At 38.4% G+C, this 16,522-nt stretch carries 16 protein-coding genes; 6 read left to right on the top strand and 10 right to left on the bottom strand.

Features of this window, described 5'->3' with window-relative positions:
* Positions 1 to 190 precede the first annotated feature (190 nt).
* On the top strand, positions 191 to 976 hold the full coding sequence (locus tag DNK85_RS06265) for an MFS transporter (protein WP_235842391.1): 786 nt from the start codon (positions 191 to 193) through the stop codon (positions 974 to 976).
* Here the strand turns inward: DNK85_RS06265 and DNK85_RS06260 are convergent.
* Complete coding sequence (locus tag DNK85_RS06260; protein ID WP_119328721.1) at positions 934 to 1,530, bottom strand: transglycosylase SLT domain-containing protein; 597 nt, start codon at positions 1,528 to 1,530, stop codon at positions 934 to 936. The two genes, DNK85_RS06265 and DNK85_RS06260, sit on opposite strands and share 43 nt — an antisense overlap.
* 197 nt (positions 1,531 to 1,727) lie before the next feature.
* Between DNK85_RS06260 and DNK85_RS06255 the strand changes: the two genes are divergently transcribed.
* Both DNK85_RS06255 and DNK85_RS06250 read left to right on the top strand, forming a co-directional pair.
* Positions 1,728 to 2,951 carry an MFS transporter gene (locus DNK85_RS06255; protein ID WP_119328720.1) on the top strand — a complete coding sequence of 408 codons (1,224 nt, stop codon included), beginning with the start codon at positions 1,728 to 1,730 and terminating at the stop codon, positions 2,949 to 2,951.
* 144 nt (positions 2,952 to 3,095) lie between these two features.
* Positions 3,096 to 3,545 carry an Sbal_3080 family lipoprotein gene (locus DNK85_RS06250; protein WP_119328719.1) on the top strand — a complete coding sequence of 150 codons (450 nt, stop codon included), beginning with the start codon at positions 3,096 to 3,098 and terminating at the stop codon, positions 3,543 to 3,545.
* 231 nt (positions 3,546 to 3,776) lie between these two features.
* Here DNK85_RS06250 and DNK85_RS06245 read toward each other — a convergent pair whose 3' ends face one another.
* The 6 genes from DNK85_RS06245 to rpsT form a co-directional block, all read right to left on the bottom strand.
* Positions 3,777 to 4,532 (bottom strand): cell division protein ZipA C-terminal FtsZ-binding domain-containing protein, encoded by a 756-nt coding sequence (locus DNK85_RS06245; protein WP_119328718.1) that lies wholly within the window; start codon positions 4,530 to 4,532, stop codon positions 3,777 to 3,779.
* Positions 4,533 to 4,607: 75 nt separating this feature from the next.
* Positions 4,608 to 5,744, bottom strand: coding sequence for a lipid-A-disaccharide synthase (gene lpxB / locus DNK85_RS06240; protein ID WP_119328717.1), 1,137 nt, complete (start codon positions 5,742 to 5,744; stop codon positions 4,608 to 4,610).
* A complete protein-coding gene (gene lpxA, locus DNK85_RS06235; RefSeq protein WP_119328716.1) occupies positions 5,744 to 6,517 on the bottom strand; it encodes an acyl-ACP--UDP-N-acetylglucosamine O-acyltransferase in 774 nt (257 codons plus the stop codon). The genes lpxB and lpxA overlap by 1 nt, the downstream gene beginning before the upstream one ends.
* Before the next feature lie 2 nt (positions 6,518 to 6,519).
* Positions 6,520 to 6,972 carry a 3-hydroxyacyl-ACP dehydratase FabZ gene (fabZ, locus tag DNK85_RS06230; RefSeq protein WP_119328715.1) on the bottom strand — a complete coding sequence of 151 codons (453 nt, stop codon included), beginning with the start codon at positions 6,970 to 6,972 and terminating at the stop codon, positions 6,520 to 6,522.
* 22 nt (positions 6,973 to 6,994) lie between these two features.
* Positions 6,995 to 8,017 carry a UDP-3-O-(3-hydroxymyristoyl)glucosamine N-acyltransferase gene (gene lpxD, locus DNK85_RS06225; RefSeq protein ID WP_162896560.1) on the bottom strand — a complete coding sequence of 341 codons (1,023 nt, stop codon included), beginning with the start codon at positions 8,015 to 8,017 and terminating at the stop codon, positions 6,995 to 6,997.
* A 72-nt stretch (positions 8,018 to 8,089) separates the two neighbouring features.
* Complete coding sequence (gene rpsT, locus DNK85_RS06220) at positions 8,090 to 8,365, bottom strand: 30S ribosomal protein S20 (RefSeq protein ID WP_119328713.1); 276 nt, start codon at positions 8,363 to 8,365, stop codon at positions 8,090 to 8,092.
* Positions 8,366 to 8,767: 402 nt separating this feature from the next.
* On the opposite strand from rpsT, the gene glpD reads away from it, so the two are divergent.
* A complete protein-coding gene (gene glpD / locus DNK85_RS06215) occupies positions 8,768 to 10,300 on the top strand; it encodes a glycerol-3-phosphate dehydrogenase (RefSeq protein ID WP_162896559.1) in 1,533 nt (510 codons plus the stop codon).
* 164 nt (positions 10,301 to 10,464) lie between these two features.
* The gene (locus DNK85_RS06210; protein ID WP_119328711.1) at positions 10,465 to 11,706 is read left to right on the top strand and encodes a pyridoxal phosphate-dependent aminotransferase; all 1,242 of its coding nucleotides are present in this window, start codon (positions 10,465 to 10,467) and stop codon (positions 11,704 to 11,706) included.
* Here the strand turns inward: DNK85_RS06210 and ettA are convergent.
* On the bottom strand, positions 11,696 to 13,372 hold the full coding sequence (ettA, locus tag DNK85_RS06205; protein WP_119328710.1) for an energy-dependent translational throttle protein EttA: 1,677 nt from the start codon (positions 13,370 to 13,372) through the stop codon (positions 11,696 to 11,698). The two genes, DNK85_RS06210 and ettA, sit on opposite strands and share 11 nt — an antisense overlap.
* 354 nt (positions 13,373 to 13,726) lie before the next feature.
* On the opposite strand from ettA, the gene DNK85_RS06200 reads away from it, so the two are divergent.
* Positions 13,727 to 14,110 (top strand): hypothetical protein, encoded by a 384-nt coding sequence (locus DNK85_RS06200; protein WP_119328709.1) that lies wholly within the window; start codon positions 13,727 to 13,729, stop codon positions 14,108 to 14,110.
* A gap of 14 nt (positions 14,111 to 14,124) precedes the next feature.
* Here the strand turns inward: DNK85_RS06200 and DNK85_RS06195 are convergent, their stop codons facing one another.
* Positions 14,125 to 15,309, bottom strand: a complete 1,185-nt coding sequence (locus DNK85_RS06195) for a M20 metallopeptidase family protein (RefSeq protein WP_235842390.1) — start codon at positions 15,307 to 15,309, stop codon at positions 14,125 to 14,127.
* The gene (locus tag DNK85_RS06190) at positions 15,299 to 16,513 is read right to left on the bottom strand and encodes a cation:proton antiporter (protein ID WP_119328707.1); all 1,215 of its coding nucleotides are present in this window, start codon (positions 16,511 to 16,513) and stop codon (positions 15,299 to 15,301) included. The genes DNK85_RS06195 and DNK85_RS06190 overlap by 11 nt, the downstream gene beginning before the upstream one ends.
* Positions 16,514 to 16,522 lie beyond the last annotated feature (9 nt).

The raw sequence follows: 16,522 nt of genomic DNA, 5'->3' as shown, positions 1-16,522 counted from the left end.
CTAAAATAATGTAAGTTAGGTATTCTAAAGTATGACGAGTATCGTTAAAATAATGCTTAAGTAGCTGCTGAAGTTCCTTTGCGTGTTCCATGCTTCTTTTTATTACGTTTTTAGCAAAACAAAAATGACATGAAAACACTTAAAAATAAAGGGCTTCAGTGGCTACTGTCCTGTAGTGTGATTAAAATTATTGAGTAATAATCAAATATTACAATGGGGTTGGAGAATCCCATTTGTTTTTGGATTTATAATTATACTCTCTGGTTTATACATCAGGTATAAATCATCAGAAACTCGAGAATTTTTGAATCTTAAAATAGAAAAAAACATAGTAAAAAACCCTATTAGTAATGCCTTTAAATATCAATGGAGGAATATGCTTGTTACCTTTTTTCTTTCTTCTCTCGTAGCTGTATTAGTATTTATGGGCATTTCATATATGCCCACCTATGCAAGCCATTATTTAAATTATGATTTTAAGAAAATATTATTAATTTGTACATTTAGTATTATAGGTCTTATGATCTCATCCGTCATATTTGGATATATTGCTGATAAAGTTGGAGGAAAAAAAGTTTTGATTTATGCCGCAATAGTTTTATTTATAACATCTTTACCAATTTATCAAGTCATTATAAATTATCCTCAATATGTATCCATTGCAATTTTTTTACTTATGCTTATCAGTGGCGCTGTTATTGGTCCAATATTTGCAAATACTGCGGGATTATTCCCAGTACAAAATAGAAATACAGGTTTTGGAATAAGTTTTAACGTAAGCGTTTCATTATTTGGAGGAACTGCTGCATTTATTATGACTTTATTAATTACAGCTACTGGGAATTATTTAATTCCAGCTTACTATATCATGTTATTATGTATCCCTTTTTTCATTGCATCATTATATATTCCTAAAAAACCACCTCAACATGATTACCACCAACTTTGTGATGGAATATTACAGCGTCTTAGTTGAGAAGCGTAGCGATAAGCCATGTCTTGCGTCTCTCGTGCATACTTTAATAAAAACTGATTATTGCGGTAGCTTTTTTTTATATAGCCGTAAATGCCTTGGTTATAGGCTAAATATAATTGGTAGGCATTATCTTTGGAAATGCCGGCAATGCGCTGAGCGCGATTGGCATACCAACCAATAAAGTCAACCGCATCTGAAAAGTTAGTACGACTTGCCCATGAATTTCCCGTTTCTTTTTGATATTCCTCCCACGTGCCATCTAGAGCTTGGGCATAACCATAAGCCGTTGATTGTCTTCCAGTTGGAATAAAGCCCAGCACGTATTGCATTGGTGTTTGCGCATCAGCAATAAAGCTCGATTCTTTGCGAATAAACGCCCACTGTACACTGATCGGCACACCCCATTTTTTATAGGAATCTAAAGAGTCGTAATACCAACCAGGGTATTGCTGTGCGATTAAACATGCGTTATTAGGATTGTTTGGTGGCGCAGTAATACATCCGGCAAGTGGTAAAACAGCTAAAATAGCTAAGAACTTAAAATCAAATTTCATTAAATTAAATAGCAATTTTTACGTGACATTGGGTCACAGCCTAACGGATTTTTTAGCGAACGCGAACTATTTTCAACAATTTTTTACTCTAAGTAGATGTACAATACAGTATCTTGGTGATTAAGATACTTTTGCTTGCCGTAAAATCTGATCTTTGTCACAATGCTTAAGATTGACTATTGTAAAGAGGGGGGCGTGTGAAGTCATACTTAAAAGCGCGTATTGCATTGTTTAAAAATAGCTCATTTAGCTGTGCGTGTGTTATGAGCTTTTTTTCTGCGATTGCCGTTGGTGTGGCATATGTCTCGTTTAGCTGGCACTTACTAGCAATTTATAATAGTGTCAATGCGATTATTATTTTTATGTTTAGTTGGTGGGTCTCGGGTGCTGTTTTATCTCCTGTAACTGGCTATGTTGCCGATCGATTTCCTCGGCAAAAAATCATTATTGCGACCAATAGTGCACGTGTTATTGTTATTGTGGCATTTTTAATGTTTGGCTACCTTGATACATTAATTGAGGTATACTTTTTTACTAGTTTTTGGGGATTGATTTTAGCATTTTATATGCCGGCAATGCTCATTATGGTGCGTGAGATTTTTAGTGATGATAGTTATCTGCTATACGCCAATAGCACCATGGATGGTGTTTTTGAAATCGGCATGGTTATTGGTATGTCATTGGGTGGTTTGCTGGTGGTATTTTTTAATATGCATCAAATTCTATATTTTTTATTATTTGGCACAGTAGTCGCACTTGTCGCAAGCTTTGGTGTTAAGTCTAAACGCTATGTTAAACGCAAAGACAGCAGTTTTATTGAAAATTGGCGCATGGTCTATCGTTTCTTACGACAAAAGCGCTTTGTATTTTGGTTTTATGTGGCAGAAATTGGCTTTACCTGTTTGTTTATGACAGTGCCAATTTTTATCGCACCCTATGCTAAGAATATTTTACAGGCAACATCATGGCAGTTTGCATTGATTGAAACCGGTTTTTCCATTGGTTTTATTATTGGTTGTATTATCATGCCATGGTTTGCTGATCATTATAGTGAAGTCAAAACAATTATTAGTGCATTATTGGTATCCGTATGCTTGTACTTTATGTTGGCATTAGTCCATAGTATTTGGCTGGCATTGATCTTTTATCTTATTATTGGGATATGTGTTTCATGCTGGGCGATTTCGGTGACCCTTGCCCAGCGACATACTGATATCAGCTTGCAAGGAAAAACCCAAGGCTTAAGTTATGGCTTATCTGGTTTAATGGTAATGGTGATTTATACGATGTTTTTAATCATCAATAGCCAAATGCACTTCCCCAGTAACTATTGGTTTTACTTTATTATCGTCTTAGCATTAATGATTATCTATCCGCTGTTGCGAGGTCAAAGTTTGCAAAAAAATAAGGATGAAATTTGATCTTTTGAAATATTCAGATTAGAGAAATCAATGTCAAAGCCGTTTTGGCAGATTCTTGTGCGCTTTTTCTATAATAAACTGGCGTTAATGGGCTTACAAACTAGACTTATTAAAAAGTAAATATGATTGCTTAAGGTCTCAAAAATGAATAAATGCCTTGTGATTCTATGTTGCATAATTCTGTCAGGGTGCTCCGCACCCAAATATTTTGTTCAGCCAGTACACAAAAAAATGACAAATACATGTGTTATAGAAAACCCAGAGGTAACAGTTTCAGGATTTAAGTATTTACTTATAGGGAAAATTCGTGAAAAGGGAATTTCAGTGAAAGACGTTAATAAGGTAACAAGCTGGTGCCAATTTAGAGTTGATTATACTGCTCGTAGATCTTGGGATATTGGGGGGACATTTTTATCATTTGCTGTGGTAAATGTGTTTCAAGAAAGTGGCAATCAGAGAGTCGGTTATATAACATTGAAAGTATCAAATAATTTTAGGTTTGATAAATATAAATCTGTTGCTTCAAAAATGGAGCCGTTGTTGGACAATCTATTAATGTATCAAGAGAAAAATAAGTTCAATCTTGATCAGTAAAAAACCTTACACTATAGCTCAAACAAAAAGTAAGGGTTATTAATTTGAATGTTATAAAGGGGCTTTTTAGTATTTGCCAAGTATGGTGATTGTTTTATTTTTTGTGTCTCAGGGGCGTATTTTGGGTACTAACTGCTGAGCAGCCACCGAATGAAACGATGAGAATGAAATCAAGAGTGTACTTGCAAGCTCGTGGATGCCGAAAGGTGCTTAAAGTTGTAAGATGATAACTTAGTTTTTATTTTCAAACTGCTTAACATATTGCTTATAGGTACTTTCATCATGACTGGTAAAGCGGCGTTTGTGTTCGTTGAGCAAGGTGCCACCAAGACGCGTGTTAATTTTCTCAATGCTTTTTGTGAAATGCTCAAAACACACTTGCGCTTCATAAAATTGTATAAGGTCAACAATCTCACAGGTACATAACAGGCGGGTATAGTCTTTTTGTGTGAAGTTCTCGGGGTCAAAACCTTTAATGGGAGCGTCAGCCTTGATGCTAAATAATACATCTTTGTCTTGTGTTAATAGCTCAAAGCTTTGTTCTTCAGCATTAAAACTTAGCCCATTATGTTTAAATAAAGTATCTAAGTCTTCACCATTAAACACATAACCGCGGGGTGCACTAATAAAGTAACTAATAATGCCTTTTTCTAGCTGTGGATAGTCAGCGTGTGATTCCTCTAATACGCTAATAGGTGTATCAGATAGAGGGTCAACTTTGATATCGGTATCAAGTTCAATTTTTTGTGCGACATCTATCGCTTTTTTCTCAGGGGTTGATGTATTTTTGTACGGTTTTTTGGCTTCAACTTTTTGTTTGGTTGTTGCTTTTTCTGCTTTTTTTATGGTTCTTTCTTTTTCCTGAATGGCTTCTAGCTCTGCCATCTTACGCTTATATTTCTTGCGTTTGCTGCGGCGAAATGCATCAATCAACAGTAAAATCACAATAATAATACTAAGCAATAAAATCAATTGAACTTGCGTCATGTTTATAATCTATTAATCGTACTTCAATAGAGGCTTATTCTAATCAATGCATGCCTAATTAAAAAGACATATGCGCTAAGAATCTAATAAATTTATAATTTCATCCGTGACTTTATGATCAGTGTCAAGCATTAACAGTTTGTGTAAGGTGTAAAAGGTTGATTTAATTTGTTGGATATAAAGTTGATCATCAAAAAAGCGTTGCAACTCAAGGGTAAGCATATTTGCGGTGAAGTTTTCCTGTAATAACTCAGGTACTACCTTCCTGTCCGCAAGGATGTTGGGTAAGCCAACAAATTTGGTTTTTAGCATGTGCTTAACGATGGCAGCAGTAAGTTTTGACATTTGATAGCCAATAATCATCGGTTTTTTGTAGAGCATGGCTTCTAGTGTTGCCGTACCTGAAGCAATCATTGCAAAGTCACAGGCTTGAAGTACGGTGTGTGCATTGCCATCAAATTTTTGAATATTGAGTTTATCAATGAGCTCTTGATGCTTATTAACCTCGTGATATAAGCTTTTTTTAGCAACAGGTAGTAAGGTATCAAAATCGTAACCTTGACTTTTTAACTGGGCAATACTTTGCAAAAAAACAGGTAAGATGCGTACAATCTCTTGTGTGCGACTACCAGGCAGCAGTGCAATAACTTTTTTATTTGGATTTGTGTCGATATCTAGTTGTTTGCGCGCACTAATAGTATCTTCAGAGATAGGAATTTTATTCGCTAAAGGGTGTCCAACAAAGATCGCTTTGTGTTGGTGTTTCTGATAAAAAATTTCTTCAAAAGGTAAAATGGCAAAAACGACATCGGTGGCGCGTTTGATCTTTTTCATACGTCCTTCACGCCATGCCCAAACAGAAGGGCTGACATAGTGTGCAGTTTTAATGCCACGAGCCTTTAGTTTTGCTTCAATCGGGAGGTTAAAGTCAGGTGCATCAATACCAATATAGATATCTGGGGGATTATCTTGACAATGTTTAAGAATGCCTTTTCGCACCTTTAAAATAGACGGAAGATGCTTTAAAACCTCAAAAAGTCCCATCACAGATAATGTTTCAATTGGATAGAGGCTTTTGAGTCCTGCATCAATCATTTGCTCACCACCGATGCCTTCTACAATGGCATTGGGATAATACTTCTTTAATAAGCGTACAACACCGGCACCAAGCTGATCGCCGGAGAGTTCACCAGCAACAAGCATAATGCGCATTAGCGAATGATCCCACGTTTTGAGCTTTCCAATAATGTGACAAAGCGTTCAATTGCTGGTGTTTCTTGTTGCATGACTTTAAGCTTCTCAATCGCTTCAACCAACCGTAAACCTTGACGATAAATGACCTTATAAGCTTCACGCAACTGACGAATGTCTTGTGAGGAGAACCCGGCTCTTTTCAAACCTTCGACATTAATGCCACAAGGCGATGTGGTCGGTAATGACGCGACCATCAGATAAGGTGGTACATCCTGCGTGATAAGCGCCATATGCGCAATAAAGGCATATGCGCCAATGCGGCAAAACTGGTGAATTCCCGAATTGATACCTATGGTGGCAAAATCATCGACATGTACATGCCCGGCAAGGGCAGCGTTATTCACAAGTGTGACATTGTTACCAACACGACAGTCATGGCCAATGTGAACATAATTCATAATCAGATTGTTATTACCAACACGAGTAATGCCATCTTCTTTGGCGGTACCCCCATGGATTGTAACACATTCACGAATAATATTGTTATCACCCAAAATAAGCTGTGAAAACTCCCCATGAAAAGTACGATCAATGGGTTCTTCACCTACAGAGGCGAATTGAAATATGCGGTTATTTTTGCCGATAACAGCATTTTTACCAATAACCGCATGAGCAGAGATATTACAGCCTTCACCAATTTTGGTATTTTCACCAATAATAGCATATGGGCCTATCGTGACATCATCAGCAATTTCTGCTGTTTCATGGATAACTGCTCTGCTATCAATCACGTTTATATTTCCCTATAGGCTGCAAGGAACTCGGCACTAGCAACAAGCTCACCATCAACATAGGCTTCAGCTTCGCTTTTACACATACCGCGCTTGATTTTTCCCATTTTTGCATGAAATTTTAATACATCCCCTGGAACAACAGGGCGTTTGATACGGACATTATCAATTCCAGCAAGTACAAAAAGCTTCTTATGATCTTGTGAATCATGTTCATCGCCCATCATTTTAACACCCAAAATGCCAATTGCTTGTGCCATGGCTTCAACGATTAGAACCCCTGGCATAATTGGTTGGTTGGGAAAATGACCATTAAAAAACTCTTCATTGGCAGTGACATTTTTCTGAGCAATCGCAATGCCTTCCTCAACATTGATTTCAAGGATTTTATCAATCATTAAGAAAGGGTAGCGGTGCGGTAAAATTTCTTTAATTTGTTGAATGTTAAGCTGCATGTGTAATGTGCCTTACGTTGGTTTATTCAGAATCTTTGCATTTTTGCTCGAGCATTTTAACACGAGTTTCAAGTTTATCTAACCTAAATATGCGTGCACTAGTGCGTTTCCATTCCATATGGGGACGAGCGTTAAAGGCTGCAGTATAAAAACCAGGCTCGGTAATGCTCTTACTCACATTTGAGGCCGCAGCTAACAAAACACCATCGCAGATTTCTAAGTGACCACTAACACCAACTTGACCGCCAAGTAAGCAGTTTTTACCAATAGTAACGGATCCCGCTATGCCTGTTGATCCAGCAACTGCGGTATTCTCACCAATGATAACATTATGTGCAATCTGCACTTGATTATCGATTTTCACACCATCGGCGATGATTGTGTCATCAATAGCACCGCGATCAATGGATGTGCTAGCACCTATTTCAACATGATTACCAATTGTAACTCCCCCGATTTGCGGAATTTTAACCCAGTTACCCTTTTCATCTTTGGCATTACCAAAACCATCTGAGCCAATCACAGTATTGGCATGAATAATGCAGTGTTCACCAATATGCACACTGTGATAAATAGTGACATTGGGTTTTAGCTCTGTTTTTTTACCAATGCTGGAGTTATCTAAAATAACGCAATTAGCACCAATAATCGCATCTTCAGCAATGATGACGTGTTCACCAATAACAGCATTTGCACCAATCGATGCATTCTTGGCAATTTTAGCAGAGTTTGCAATCGTCGCATTTGGGTGAATACCAGTGTGCGCTTTAGGTGTGCGATTGAACAAAGCGGCAACCTTGGCAAAGGCAAGATAAGGATTATCCAAAACCACTGCATTGGTTGGACAAAGTTCAAGGGCTTCTTTTGTTAATAAAACTGCTGAAGCCTTGGTTTCTTTAAGGTCGCTGATATATTTGCTATTGGCTAAGAACGACAGATGCCCGGATTTTGCACCTTTAAGCGTTGCTAAACGATTAACAACAACAGAGTCATCACCATGGACATAGCCACCAAGATCTTCGGCAAGTGTTTTAAGTGAGTACATGTTTATATATCCTTATTTATATAAAAAAAAAGCCCCGTTAAGGAGCTTTTTAATCAACCAGCTGATGCATAATTACGCAGCAGCAACTTCCAATGCTTTGATTTTAGCAACAAGACGGCTCTTATGGCGCGCTGCTTTATTCTTGTGGATCAAACCTTTAGTCGCATAGCGATCTAGCACAGGTTGAAGTTTAGCAAAACAATCTTTTGCTAAAGGTAAATCGTTTGCTTCAATCGCTTTAATGGTTTTCTTCATAAAAGTTCTCATCATTGAACGACGAGACATGTTGTGCTGACGGTTTTTTTCTGCTTGTCTTACACGTTTTTTAGCTTGCTTACTATTAGCCAATGTTCTTCTCCGATTATTTAATTACACGCCCAACGCAAACTATTTCTGCAGTACTTCTGCCATTGAATTTCCCGTACTTTTAGGTGATTGGATTTTGCCAATAGTCTAAGCTATTACCTGCAATCCAATCACCCAAAATCATCAAAAATTTCTTTGACATTAAACACCGCAAAATGATTTACGATGGGCATGAAGTTGTTTTAGGTATCAAGTGGCAGATCATCACAATCAAGAAACGGACACGCTTTTCTGAAATAGGATCAACTGCTAATTTAAAATCGCAGCGTATTTTGAACCGATTTGAATAATATGTCAACACTGTGTTTTTAATCATTAGAAAAAAGGCTTAATTTTGGCTACAATAGCAAACTGCTTATTAACCTAACGGTGAAAAACACAGTCATGCAGGCACAAAAAGATAATATTATTCATACCGATGTTTTAGTGATTGGTGGTGGCGTTAATGGTACAGGTGTAGCCGTTGATGCCGCATTAAGAGGTTTAACTGTTACATTATGCGAAGCAAAAGACTTTGCCTCAGCAACATCATCGGCCAGTAGTAAGCTTGTACATGGTGGGTTACGCTATCTAGAGCAATATGAGTTTAAGTTGGTCAAGGAGGCTTTAAAAGAGCGTGAAGTACTTCTTAAAAAAGCACCACATATTATTCATCCTTTGCGTTTTGTCTTGCCACATGCTAAACATTTACGTCCGGTATGGATGATTCGTATTGGTATGTTCTTATATGACTTTTTAGCTGGTAAGATGTCATTAAAAAAATCGCAAAAGATATCATTAGTTAATACACTGGAGGGTCAGAATCTAATCGATGACTTTAGTGTTGGCTTTGTCTATTCCGATTGTCGGATTGATGATGCGCGTATGACCATGCTTAATGCACAACAAGCCAAGACGCATGGTGCTAAGATCTTGATGCCATATCAATGTGTTGAGGTGAAAAAAGTACAAAATAACTGGCAAGCAAAACTTATAAATGATAAGTGTGATGAAATAACGATAGTTGCTAAAGCAGTTGTCAATGCTGCAGGTCCTTGGGTTGCCAATGTGATCCACGATGTATTGGAGACAAATTCGCGCTCAGCGGTGCGCTTGATTAAAGGCAGTCACATTGTGGTGCCAAAGCTATATGAGGGAGATCATGCTTATATCCTTCAGAATGCAGATGGTCGTATTGTCTTTGCACTGCCATATGGTTTTACGGGTGAGCATAACAATGAATTTACGTTAATTGGTACAACGGATGTCGATTACCAAGGTGATCCACGAGATATCACCATTAGCCAAGAAGAAACCAATTATTTATGCCAGCTGATCAATGGTTATTTCAAGAGTAAAATTGCGCCAAAAGATATTATCTGGAGTTATGCCGGCGTGCGCCCGTTGTATGATGATCATGCTAAGAATCCTTCTAAAATTACGCGTGAATATCACTTGGAACTTGAAGATGATCACGGACGACTGCCAGTATTATCGATTTTTGGTGGCAAGATTACGACCTATCGCACTTTGTCCAAACATGTTGTCGATAAGCTTGCTCCTTTCTTTCCTGACATGAAAGACTGTACGACTGATAAGATAGCAACGCCAGGTGGTGAAGCCAATACATTTACTGAGATTTTGGCAAAGTTAACCTCTACTTATCCATGGCTTCAGGAGAAGCACATTTATCGTTTAGCGTCATCATATGGTATGCAAAGTATTGATGTATTAAAGGATGCACAATCTTATGATGATTTAGGTATATGTTTTGGTTATAACCTATACCAACAAGAAGTTGAATATTTGATTGAACATGAATGGGTACGTGATGTTGGTGCGTTATTGTGGCGTCGCAGTAAGCTTGGGTTATGGCTGAAGAAAGGTGAAGTTGCGCAATTGACGCAATGGTTGGACAATCATTTGAAATCACTGTAAATGCAAGTTGAAGGACTTTTTAGATAAATATTGGCTTAAGCGCAGTTAAAATGATTGACTTAACGTTCCCTGAGCATAGTCGAAGGGCGTGGTTAAAGCTTTGATAACAGATGTGAAATCCAAGCCAAATGTGAGCAGTGATGTAGAAAAACAAAGGAAATTAAATGGAAAGCAGTTTTAAGAAAGTTCCGAAAACTGGGGTGATTTACGTCATGTCCAAAGCGCAAGCGCATGGCTTTTATTATGGTAATCCTGAATGGTCGAATCTAGGACAAGGGGCTCCTGAAACAGGTGCTATGCCTGAAAGTCCAACACGTTTAAAAGATATCTCATTAGATCAAATTTCAGCTGAATATAGTCCAGTAGCAGGTGATATTGAGCTTAGAAAAGCAGTGGCGGAATTATATAATCAACGTTACCGCTTTGATAAAAAATCGCAATATACCTATGAAAACGTGGCGATTTCTTCTGGTGGGCGTTTAGCACTTTGCCGAATAGCAGCAACGATGAATAATATTAATCTTGGACATTTTCTGCCGGACTATACAGCTTATGAAGAGTTATTAAATGTCTTTGGTGGCTTTGTATCGATGCCAATATCATACCGCATTGCTGATGGCTTTAAGCCTGATGCCAATGAGATGGAAAAAGCAATGATTAATATGGGGTTAGGGGCAATGCTTTTATCTAATCCATGCAATCCAACAGGACAAATTATTATTGGCGATGAATTAAAACAACTTATTGATTCAGCGAAAAATATCGGTTGTTCGATGATTTTTGATGAGTTTTATTCACATTATTTGTATGCACAAAACCAAAAAACATTAAGTGCTGCAGCTTATATAAAAGATGTTGAGAGAGATAATATTTTAATTGTTGATGGGCTTACAAAAAACTGGCGTTATCCAGGGCTACGTATCTCATGGACACTAGGACCAAAAGAGGTAATTGAAGGTATTGCTTCAGCGGGATCATTTTTAGATGGTGGGGCGGTGCACGCGATACAAAAAGCAGTTGTACCATTATTGGATCTTAAACATGCTGATCAAGAAGCTGACTCTATTCAAAATGCGTTTGTTAAAAAACGTGATTATATGGTATCAAGACTAAAAAAGATGGGGTTTGTACTATCACGAGTACCTGAAGGTGGATTTTATTGTTTTGTGTCTTTAGAGAATCTTCCAGAGAGTCTGGCTGATGGTATGAAGTTTTTTAAAGCTTTATTACACTACAAAGTGATTTGTGTACCGGGCGAGTTTTTTGATGTCAACCCAGGGCAACGACGCAAGGTCATTAATACACGATTGAAGAAGTATGTGCGTTTAAGCTTTGGCCCAAGCTTTGATGAGATTAAGCTTGGTTTAGATAGGATTGAGCAGATGTTGCAGGAAACTATGCCGTAATTTTCTTGTACTTAATGCGATGTGGGTCGACAGAGTCATCACCTAAGCGTTTCTTTTTATCTTCGATATAGGCTTCATAGTTGCCCTCAAACCATACGACATTACTTTCGCCTTCAAAGGCTAAGATATGTGTTGCCACACGATCTAAGAACCAGCGATCATGCGAGATGATCATCACCGAGCCTGGGAAGGCAAGAATGGCTTCCTCCAGTGCACGTAATGTCTCCACATCAAGGTCATTAGTTGGTTCATCAAGTAATATAACATTGCCCCCCTTGCGCAAGAGCTTTGCTAAATGCACGCGATTGCGCTCACCACCGGAAAGTTGGTGGATAAATTTTTGCTGATCAGAGCCTTTAAAGTTAAAGCGTCCAACATATTGACGTGAGGCAATGGTGTATTTACCAACGGTGATGACATCCAATCCGTCAGAGATTTCTTCCCATACAGTTTTGTTGTTATCTAAGGTGTCACGTGACTGGTTAACATAGGCAAGTTCAACCGTTTCACCAAACTCGACATTGCCAGCATCTGGTGTTTCAATGCCTGAAACCATTTTAAAGAATGTTGATTTACCAGCACCATTGGGGCCAATAATGCCAACGATGGAACCAGCTGGGACTTCAAAGCCAAGCTGATCAATCAATAATCGGTCACCAAAGCCTTTACTAATGCCATCAATATTAATGACTTTATTACCTAAACGAGGCCCTGGTGGGATGTATAAGTCCTGTGTGGCATTGCGCTCTTGGAATTCCTGTGAGCTTAATTCATCAAAGCGAGATAAACGTGCTTTTGATTTGGCTTGACGACCTTTAGCATTTTGGCGTACCCATTCAAGCTCTTGCTGTAATGCTTTTCTATGCGCTGTTTGTTTTTTCTCTTCTTGGGCTAGACGTGCTTCTTTTTGCTCTAACCAGCTTGAGTAGTTGCCTTTAAAAGGAATACCTTCACCGCGATCAAGCTCAAGGATCCATTCAGCAACATTATCTAAGAAGTAGCGATCATGGGTAATGGCAACGACGGTACCTTTGTATTCTTGTAAGAAGCGCTCAAGCCAAGCGACGCTTTCAGCATCTAAATGGTTTGTTGGTTCATCTAGTAGCAGAATATCAGGAGATGATAATAGTAGTTTACATAGGGCGACACGACGTACTTCACCGCCTGAAAGCTTTGAAACATCAGCGTCCCATGCCGGTAGACGAAGTGCCTCAGCTGCAATCTCAAGTTTGCGATCGATCTCCCAGGCACCTGCGGCATCGATTTTGTTTTGTAGATCACCTTGTTCAGCAAGCAGTTTGTTCATTTCATCATCGGACATTGGCTCACAAAATTTCATGCTAATTTCATCAAAACGGGTAACCAGTGCTTTTAAGTCGGCTAAGGCTTCTTCGACATTGCCTTTAACATCTTTTGTTGGGTCAAGTTGTGGTTCTTGCGGTAAATAACCAATTTTAACACCCTTGCGAGGCGCTGCTTCACCGACAATTTCGGTATCAAGTCCTGCCATAATGCGCAGAAGTGTCGACTTCCCTGAGCCATTAAGACCCAGAACACCAATCTTAGCACCATCAAAAAAAGATAGCGAAATATCTTTCAAGATATAGCGATTAGGTGGTACTACTTTGCCGACACGATGCATCGAATAAATATATTGTTCAGACATTTAAGAATCCTTAATTTTATTTTTGCTGAAGTTAATCATAGATAGATTTTTGTAACGCAGGCGATTGTAGCAAAAAAACGATAAGCTTGGTATAGCACTTGCAAGATGTTTTGATATGAAACTCAGTGCAAAATTAAGTCTTTGAAGTAACTTTGGGTTACTAGCCAGAAATATGCTTACCTTGAGAGCAGTTATATCTCGATGATCACACAGTACATGAGTAGTATTGCAAAAAATCGCAGATATTCACATGAACAAACTAGCCAAAGATCAGGTTTTTAGGCTACACTTTTGATGGGAATGAAGTTAAAACAAGATTCCAAATAATCAACCTTTAAAAGGAGTTTAAAATTTATGAATAAAGTGATTAGACCAAAACGCGTGTATGCAGCCATTTGGATGCTTTATGGTGCTAGCATCTTGGGGCTTTTGGATTTGATGACCTCATCGACTTTGGTAATGGTGCCGATGGCGCATGTTTGGCTTGATGTAGTTGCCTATGTCTTGCTGATTCTGGTGGCGTTTGTAATTAGTTTGGGGGTTAAGGCAGCAAGATGGGTTTATATTGTTTTGGCCATTATTTGGTATGCATTTTTAATCTTTTATTTGCCAGAACATATGGGACATCCGCTTAACTTTTGGTTAGTGTTTATTGAAATTATTTTAATCATAGCGGCTTTTTATATTCTTTATCAACCAAAGGCATTGCGTTGGTTTAACAAAACACAAAAAGCATAATGTTTAAGCTTTCTTTATGATGACTTAGAATGATAGCTTAAGCACAATGCTAGATAATACTTCACACCATAGATCATAGCATCAATAGATAAATCAAAGGTCGGTTCGTGCACCATCGAGGTAAAGCCACAAGCCTCATTGCGTACCCCTAAAAATGCATAGCATGCAGGGATTTCTTTGGCAAAGTATGAAAAGTCTTCTGATGCCATCCATGGGATGTGCGATAACAGAGTATTTTTCTTACCCACAACTTTTTGTGCTGCAAGAATGGATTTTTGTGCACAGTTTGTGTCATTTTGCGTTTCAGGGTACCCTGGTAAATAATTTATTTCGACGGATCCAGCATAAGTATGCGCAACGCCACTGGCAATCTCATATAGTCGCTTTTTAACGAGCTCACGTGCTGGCTGGCTAAGATAGCGAATGCATCCCTTAAGCTTAGCTTTATCAGCAATCACATTATAAGCACTACCGATATTAAGTGCAGTGACTGATACTACTGCAGGGTCAAAGCTTGAAAGGTTTCTTGAAACAATCGTTTGCAGTGCATTGACAAACTGTGTTGCCATGATCATCGGATCATTTGTGGTGCATGGTGTACTAGCATGTCCGCCTTTACCAATAAATGTGAGATCAAATAGATCGACACCAGCTAGGGCAACAGGTTGGCAAATTTGCATTTTCCCTTCATCAATTGACGGGAATACATGAATACCATAAATAGCGCTAATGCCCACTAATGCACCATCTTTGATCATAGCGGGTGCGCCACCGGGTAAAACCTCTTCAGAAGGTTGAAATAAAAAGCGTACATTAATCTTCAATGCTGCTTTTTGCGTAATCAAGGTGTGTGCTGTGGTTAGCACCATCGCACAATGCGCATCATGCCCGCACATATGTGCTTTACCATTAATGGTTGACTTATAGTTACAAGTGTTTTGCTCGTGTATTGGTAATGCGTCCATATCAGCACGCAGTGCAATCATCGGATAATCAGGGTTGACGATCAAATCAGCGATAAGCCCTGTTTTACCGATATTACGTTTAACCTCTAGCCCAAGCTTTTGTAGTTTGTTCGCAATAAAATCTGCGGTATTCTCAACATCAAAGCCCAGTTCAGGGTGGCGGTGAATATGCTCACGTACTTCGCGTAAATAATTTTGATCAATCGTTAAGTGATCAATGATACTAGACATCATGAGACTCCTTTTTTGTCAATCGTTTGAGTGTGTTTGCAGTAACTAATGAGGCTGTTAAACAGCTGGTTAAAATCAGCAAAATAGTACTGTTTAAAATGGCATTACTTAAAATACCGGTTTTATAACCAACCAGGATGATAGCTAAAGTTGCAGCAGCGTGCGCGCTGCTTAAACCAAAGATTAAATTTCCATCAAGTGGGGATAGCTTAAGCATAAATTGAGTGAATTTCGCAGCAAGCCATTTACTTAAAAGGGCAACAATAATCAATGTAATAGCAGTATCTAAGACATAGTGAATATCAACAAGTATATGTAAATCAACGATCATACCAACGCTAATGAGAAAAACCGGAATAAATAAGGTATCACCGATAAAATGGATTTCTGCTTTTAACTTTTTCTTTTTGGCAACAAAACGGTTTAAGGCAAGGCCGGCAAAAAATGCGCCAATGATCGCATCAACACCGATGATCTCAGCAAGTAATGCTAAGAGAAAAACGACTAATAACACAAAAGTGTAATGTAGACTTTTCTTGCGTGCAAAAAGATAGAAAAAACCTTTAGCAATATAGGGAATAATAACAAAGGCAATCAGACTAAAAAGGATAAAACCAATCACAAGACTTATCAGCATTACAATGTTGCTGCCTTCTTGGTGAAGCCCGGTAACAAAGGCCAAAATAAGCAATACCACCGTGTCGGTAATAATCGTGCCACCCACGGCAATAGCAACTGCTTGACGCTTGGCGTGGCCTTTTTTGCTGACCATAGGATAAGCGATTAAGGTATGGGTTGAAAACATAATGGCAACTAAAATTGCCGCACTGGCTTGAAAATCAAATCCATAATAAAATACTGGGAAGCCTATGGCAAAAGGGATGATAAAGGTTAGTATGCCAAAGAGCATGCTTTTGCGTTTATGCAGTTTAAATTCTTTCATCTCAAGCTCAAGACCTGCTAAAAACATAATATAAAGAAGCCCAGTAGTTGCAAAAATAGTTACAGCAAGGTTTTGATCCAAGATATTTAGTGCATGAGGCCCTACTATGATGCCGATGATAATCAGTCCGATGATGCTAGGTATTTTGCTATAATGACAAATTACTTTAACCGTAAGAATAAGCACTAAAACAACGGCAAAAATGCTCACAGGGTTATCTAGTGGTAGAGCAAACAGATGTTTAAGCGTCTCAAGTGTGTGCATGAGTATCCT

Source organism: Cysteiniphilum halobium (assembly GCF_003574425.1).
GTDB classification, from domain to species: Bacteria; Pseudomonadota; Gammaproteobacteria; order Francisellales; family Francisellaceae; genus Caedibacter; species Caedibacter halobius.
Note: the sequence above shows the minus strand (reverse complement) of the source record. Positions and strands in the feature narration are given on the sequence as shown.

What these genes read in the sequence shown, in the direction of transcription:
- DNK85_RS06260 (WP_119328721.1), bottom strand. Translation starts at nt 1,530, where the DNA reads ATGAAATTTGATTTTAAGTTCTTAGCTATTTTAGCTGTTTTACCACTT.
- DNK85_RS06250 (WP_119328719.1), top strand. Translation starts at nt 3,096, where the DNA reads ATGAATAAATGCCTTGTGATTCTATGTTGCATAATTCTGTCAGGGTGC.
- DNK85_RS06245 (WP_119328718.1), bottom strand. Translation starts at nt 4,532, where the DNA reads ATGACGCAAGTTCAATTGATTTTATTGCTTAGTATTATTATTGTGATT.
- lpxB (WP_119328717.1), bottom strand. Translation starts at nt 5,744, where the DNA reads ATGCGCATTATGCTTGTTGCTGGTGAACTCTCCGGCGATCAGCTTGGT.
- fabZ (WP_119328715.1), bottom strand. Translation starts at nt 6,972, where the DNA reads ATGCAGCTTAACATTCAACAAATTAAAGAAATTTTACCGCACCGCTAC.
- lpxD (WP_162896560.1), bottom strand. Translation starts at nt 8,017, where the DNA reads ATGTACTCACTTAAAACACTTGCCGAAGATCTTGGTGGCTATGTCCAT.
- glpD (WP_162896559.1), top strand. Translation starts at nt 8,768, where the DNA reads ATGCAGGCACAAAAAGATAATATTATTCATACCGATGTTTTAGTGATT.
- DNK85_RS06210 (WP_119328711.1), top strand. Translation starts at nt 10,465, where the DNA reads ATGGAAAGCAGTTTTAAGAAAGTTCCGAAAACTGGGGTGATTTACGTC.
- ettA (WP_119328710.1), bottom strand. Translation starts at nt 13,372, where the DNA reads ATGTCTGAACAATATATTTATTCGATGCATCGTGTCGGCAAAGTAGTA.
- DNK85_RS06200 (WP_119328709.1), top strand. Translation starts at nt 13,727, where the DNA reads ATGAATAAAGTGATTAGACCAAAACGCGTGTATGCAGCCATTTGGATG.
- DNK85_RS06195 (WP_235842390.1), bottom strand. Translation starts at nt 15,309, where the DNA reads ATGATGTCTAGTATCATTGATCACTTAACGATTGATCAAAATTATTTA.
- DNK85_RS06190 (WP_119328707.1), bottom strand. Translation starts at nt 16,513, where the DNA reads ATGCACACACTTGAGACGCTTAAACATCTGTTTGCTCTACCACTAGAT.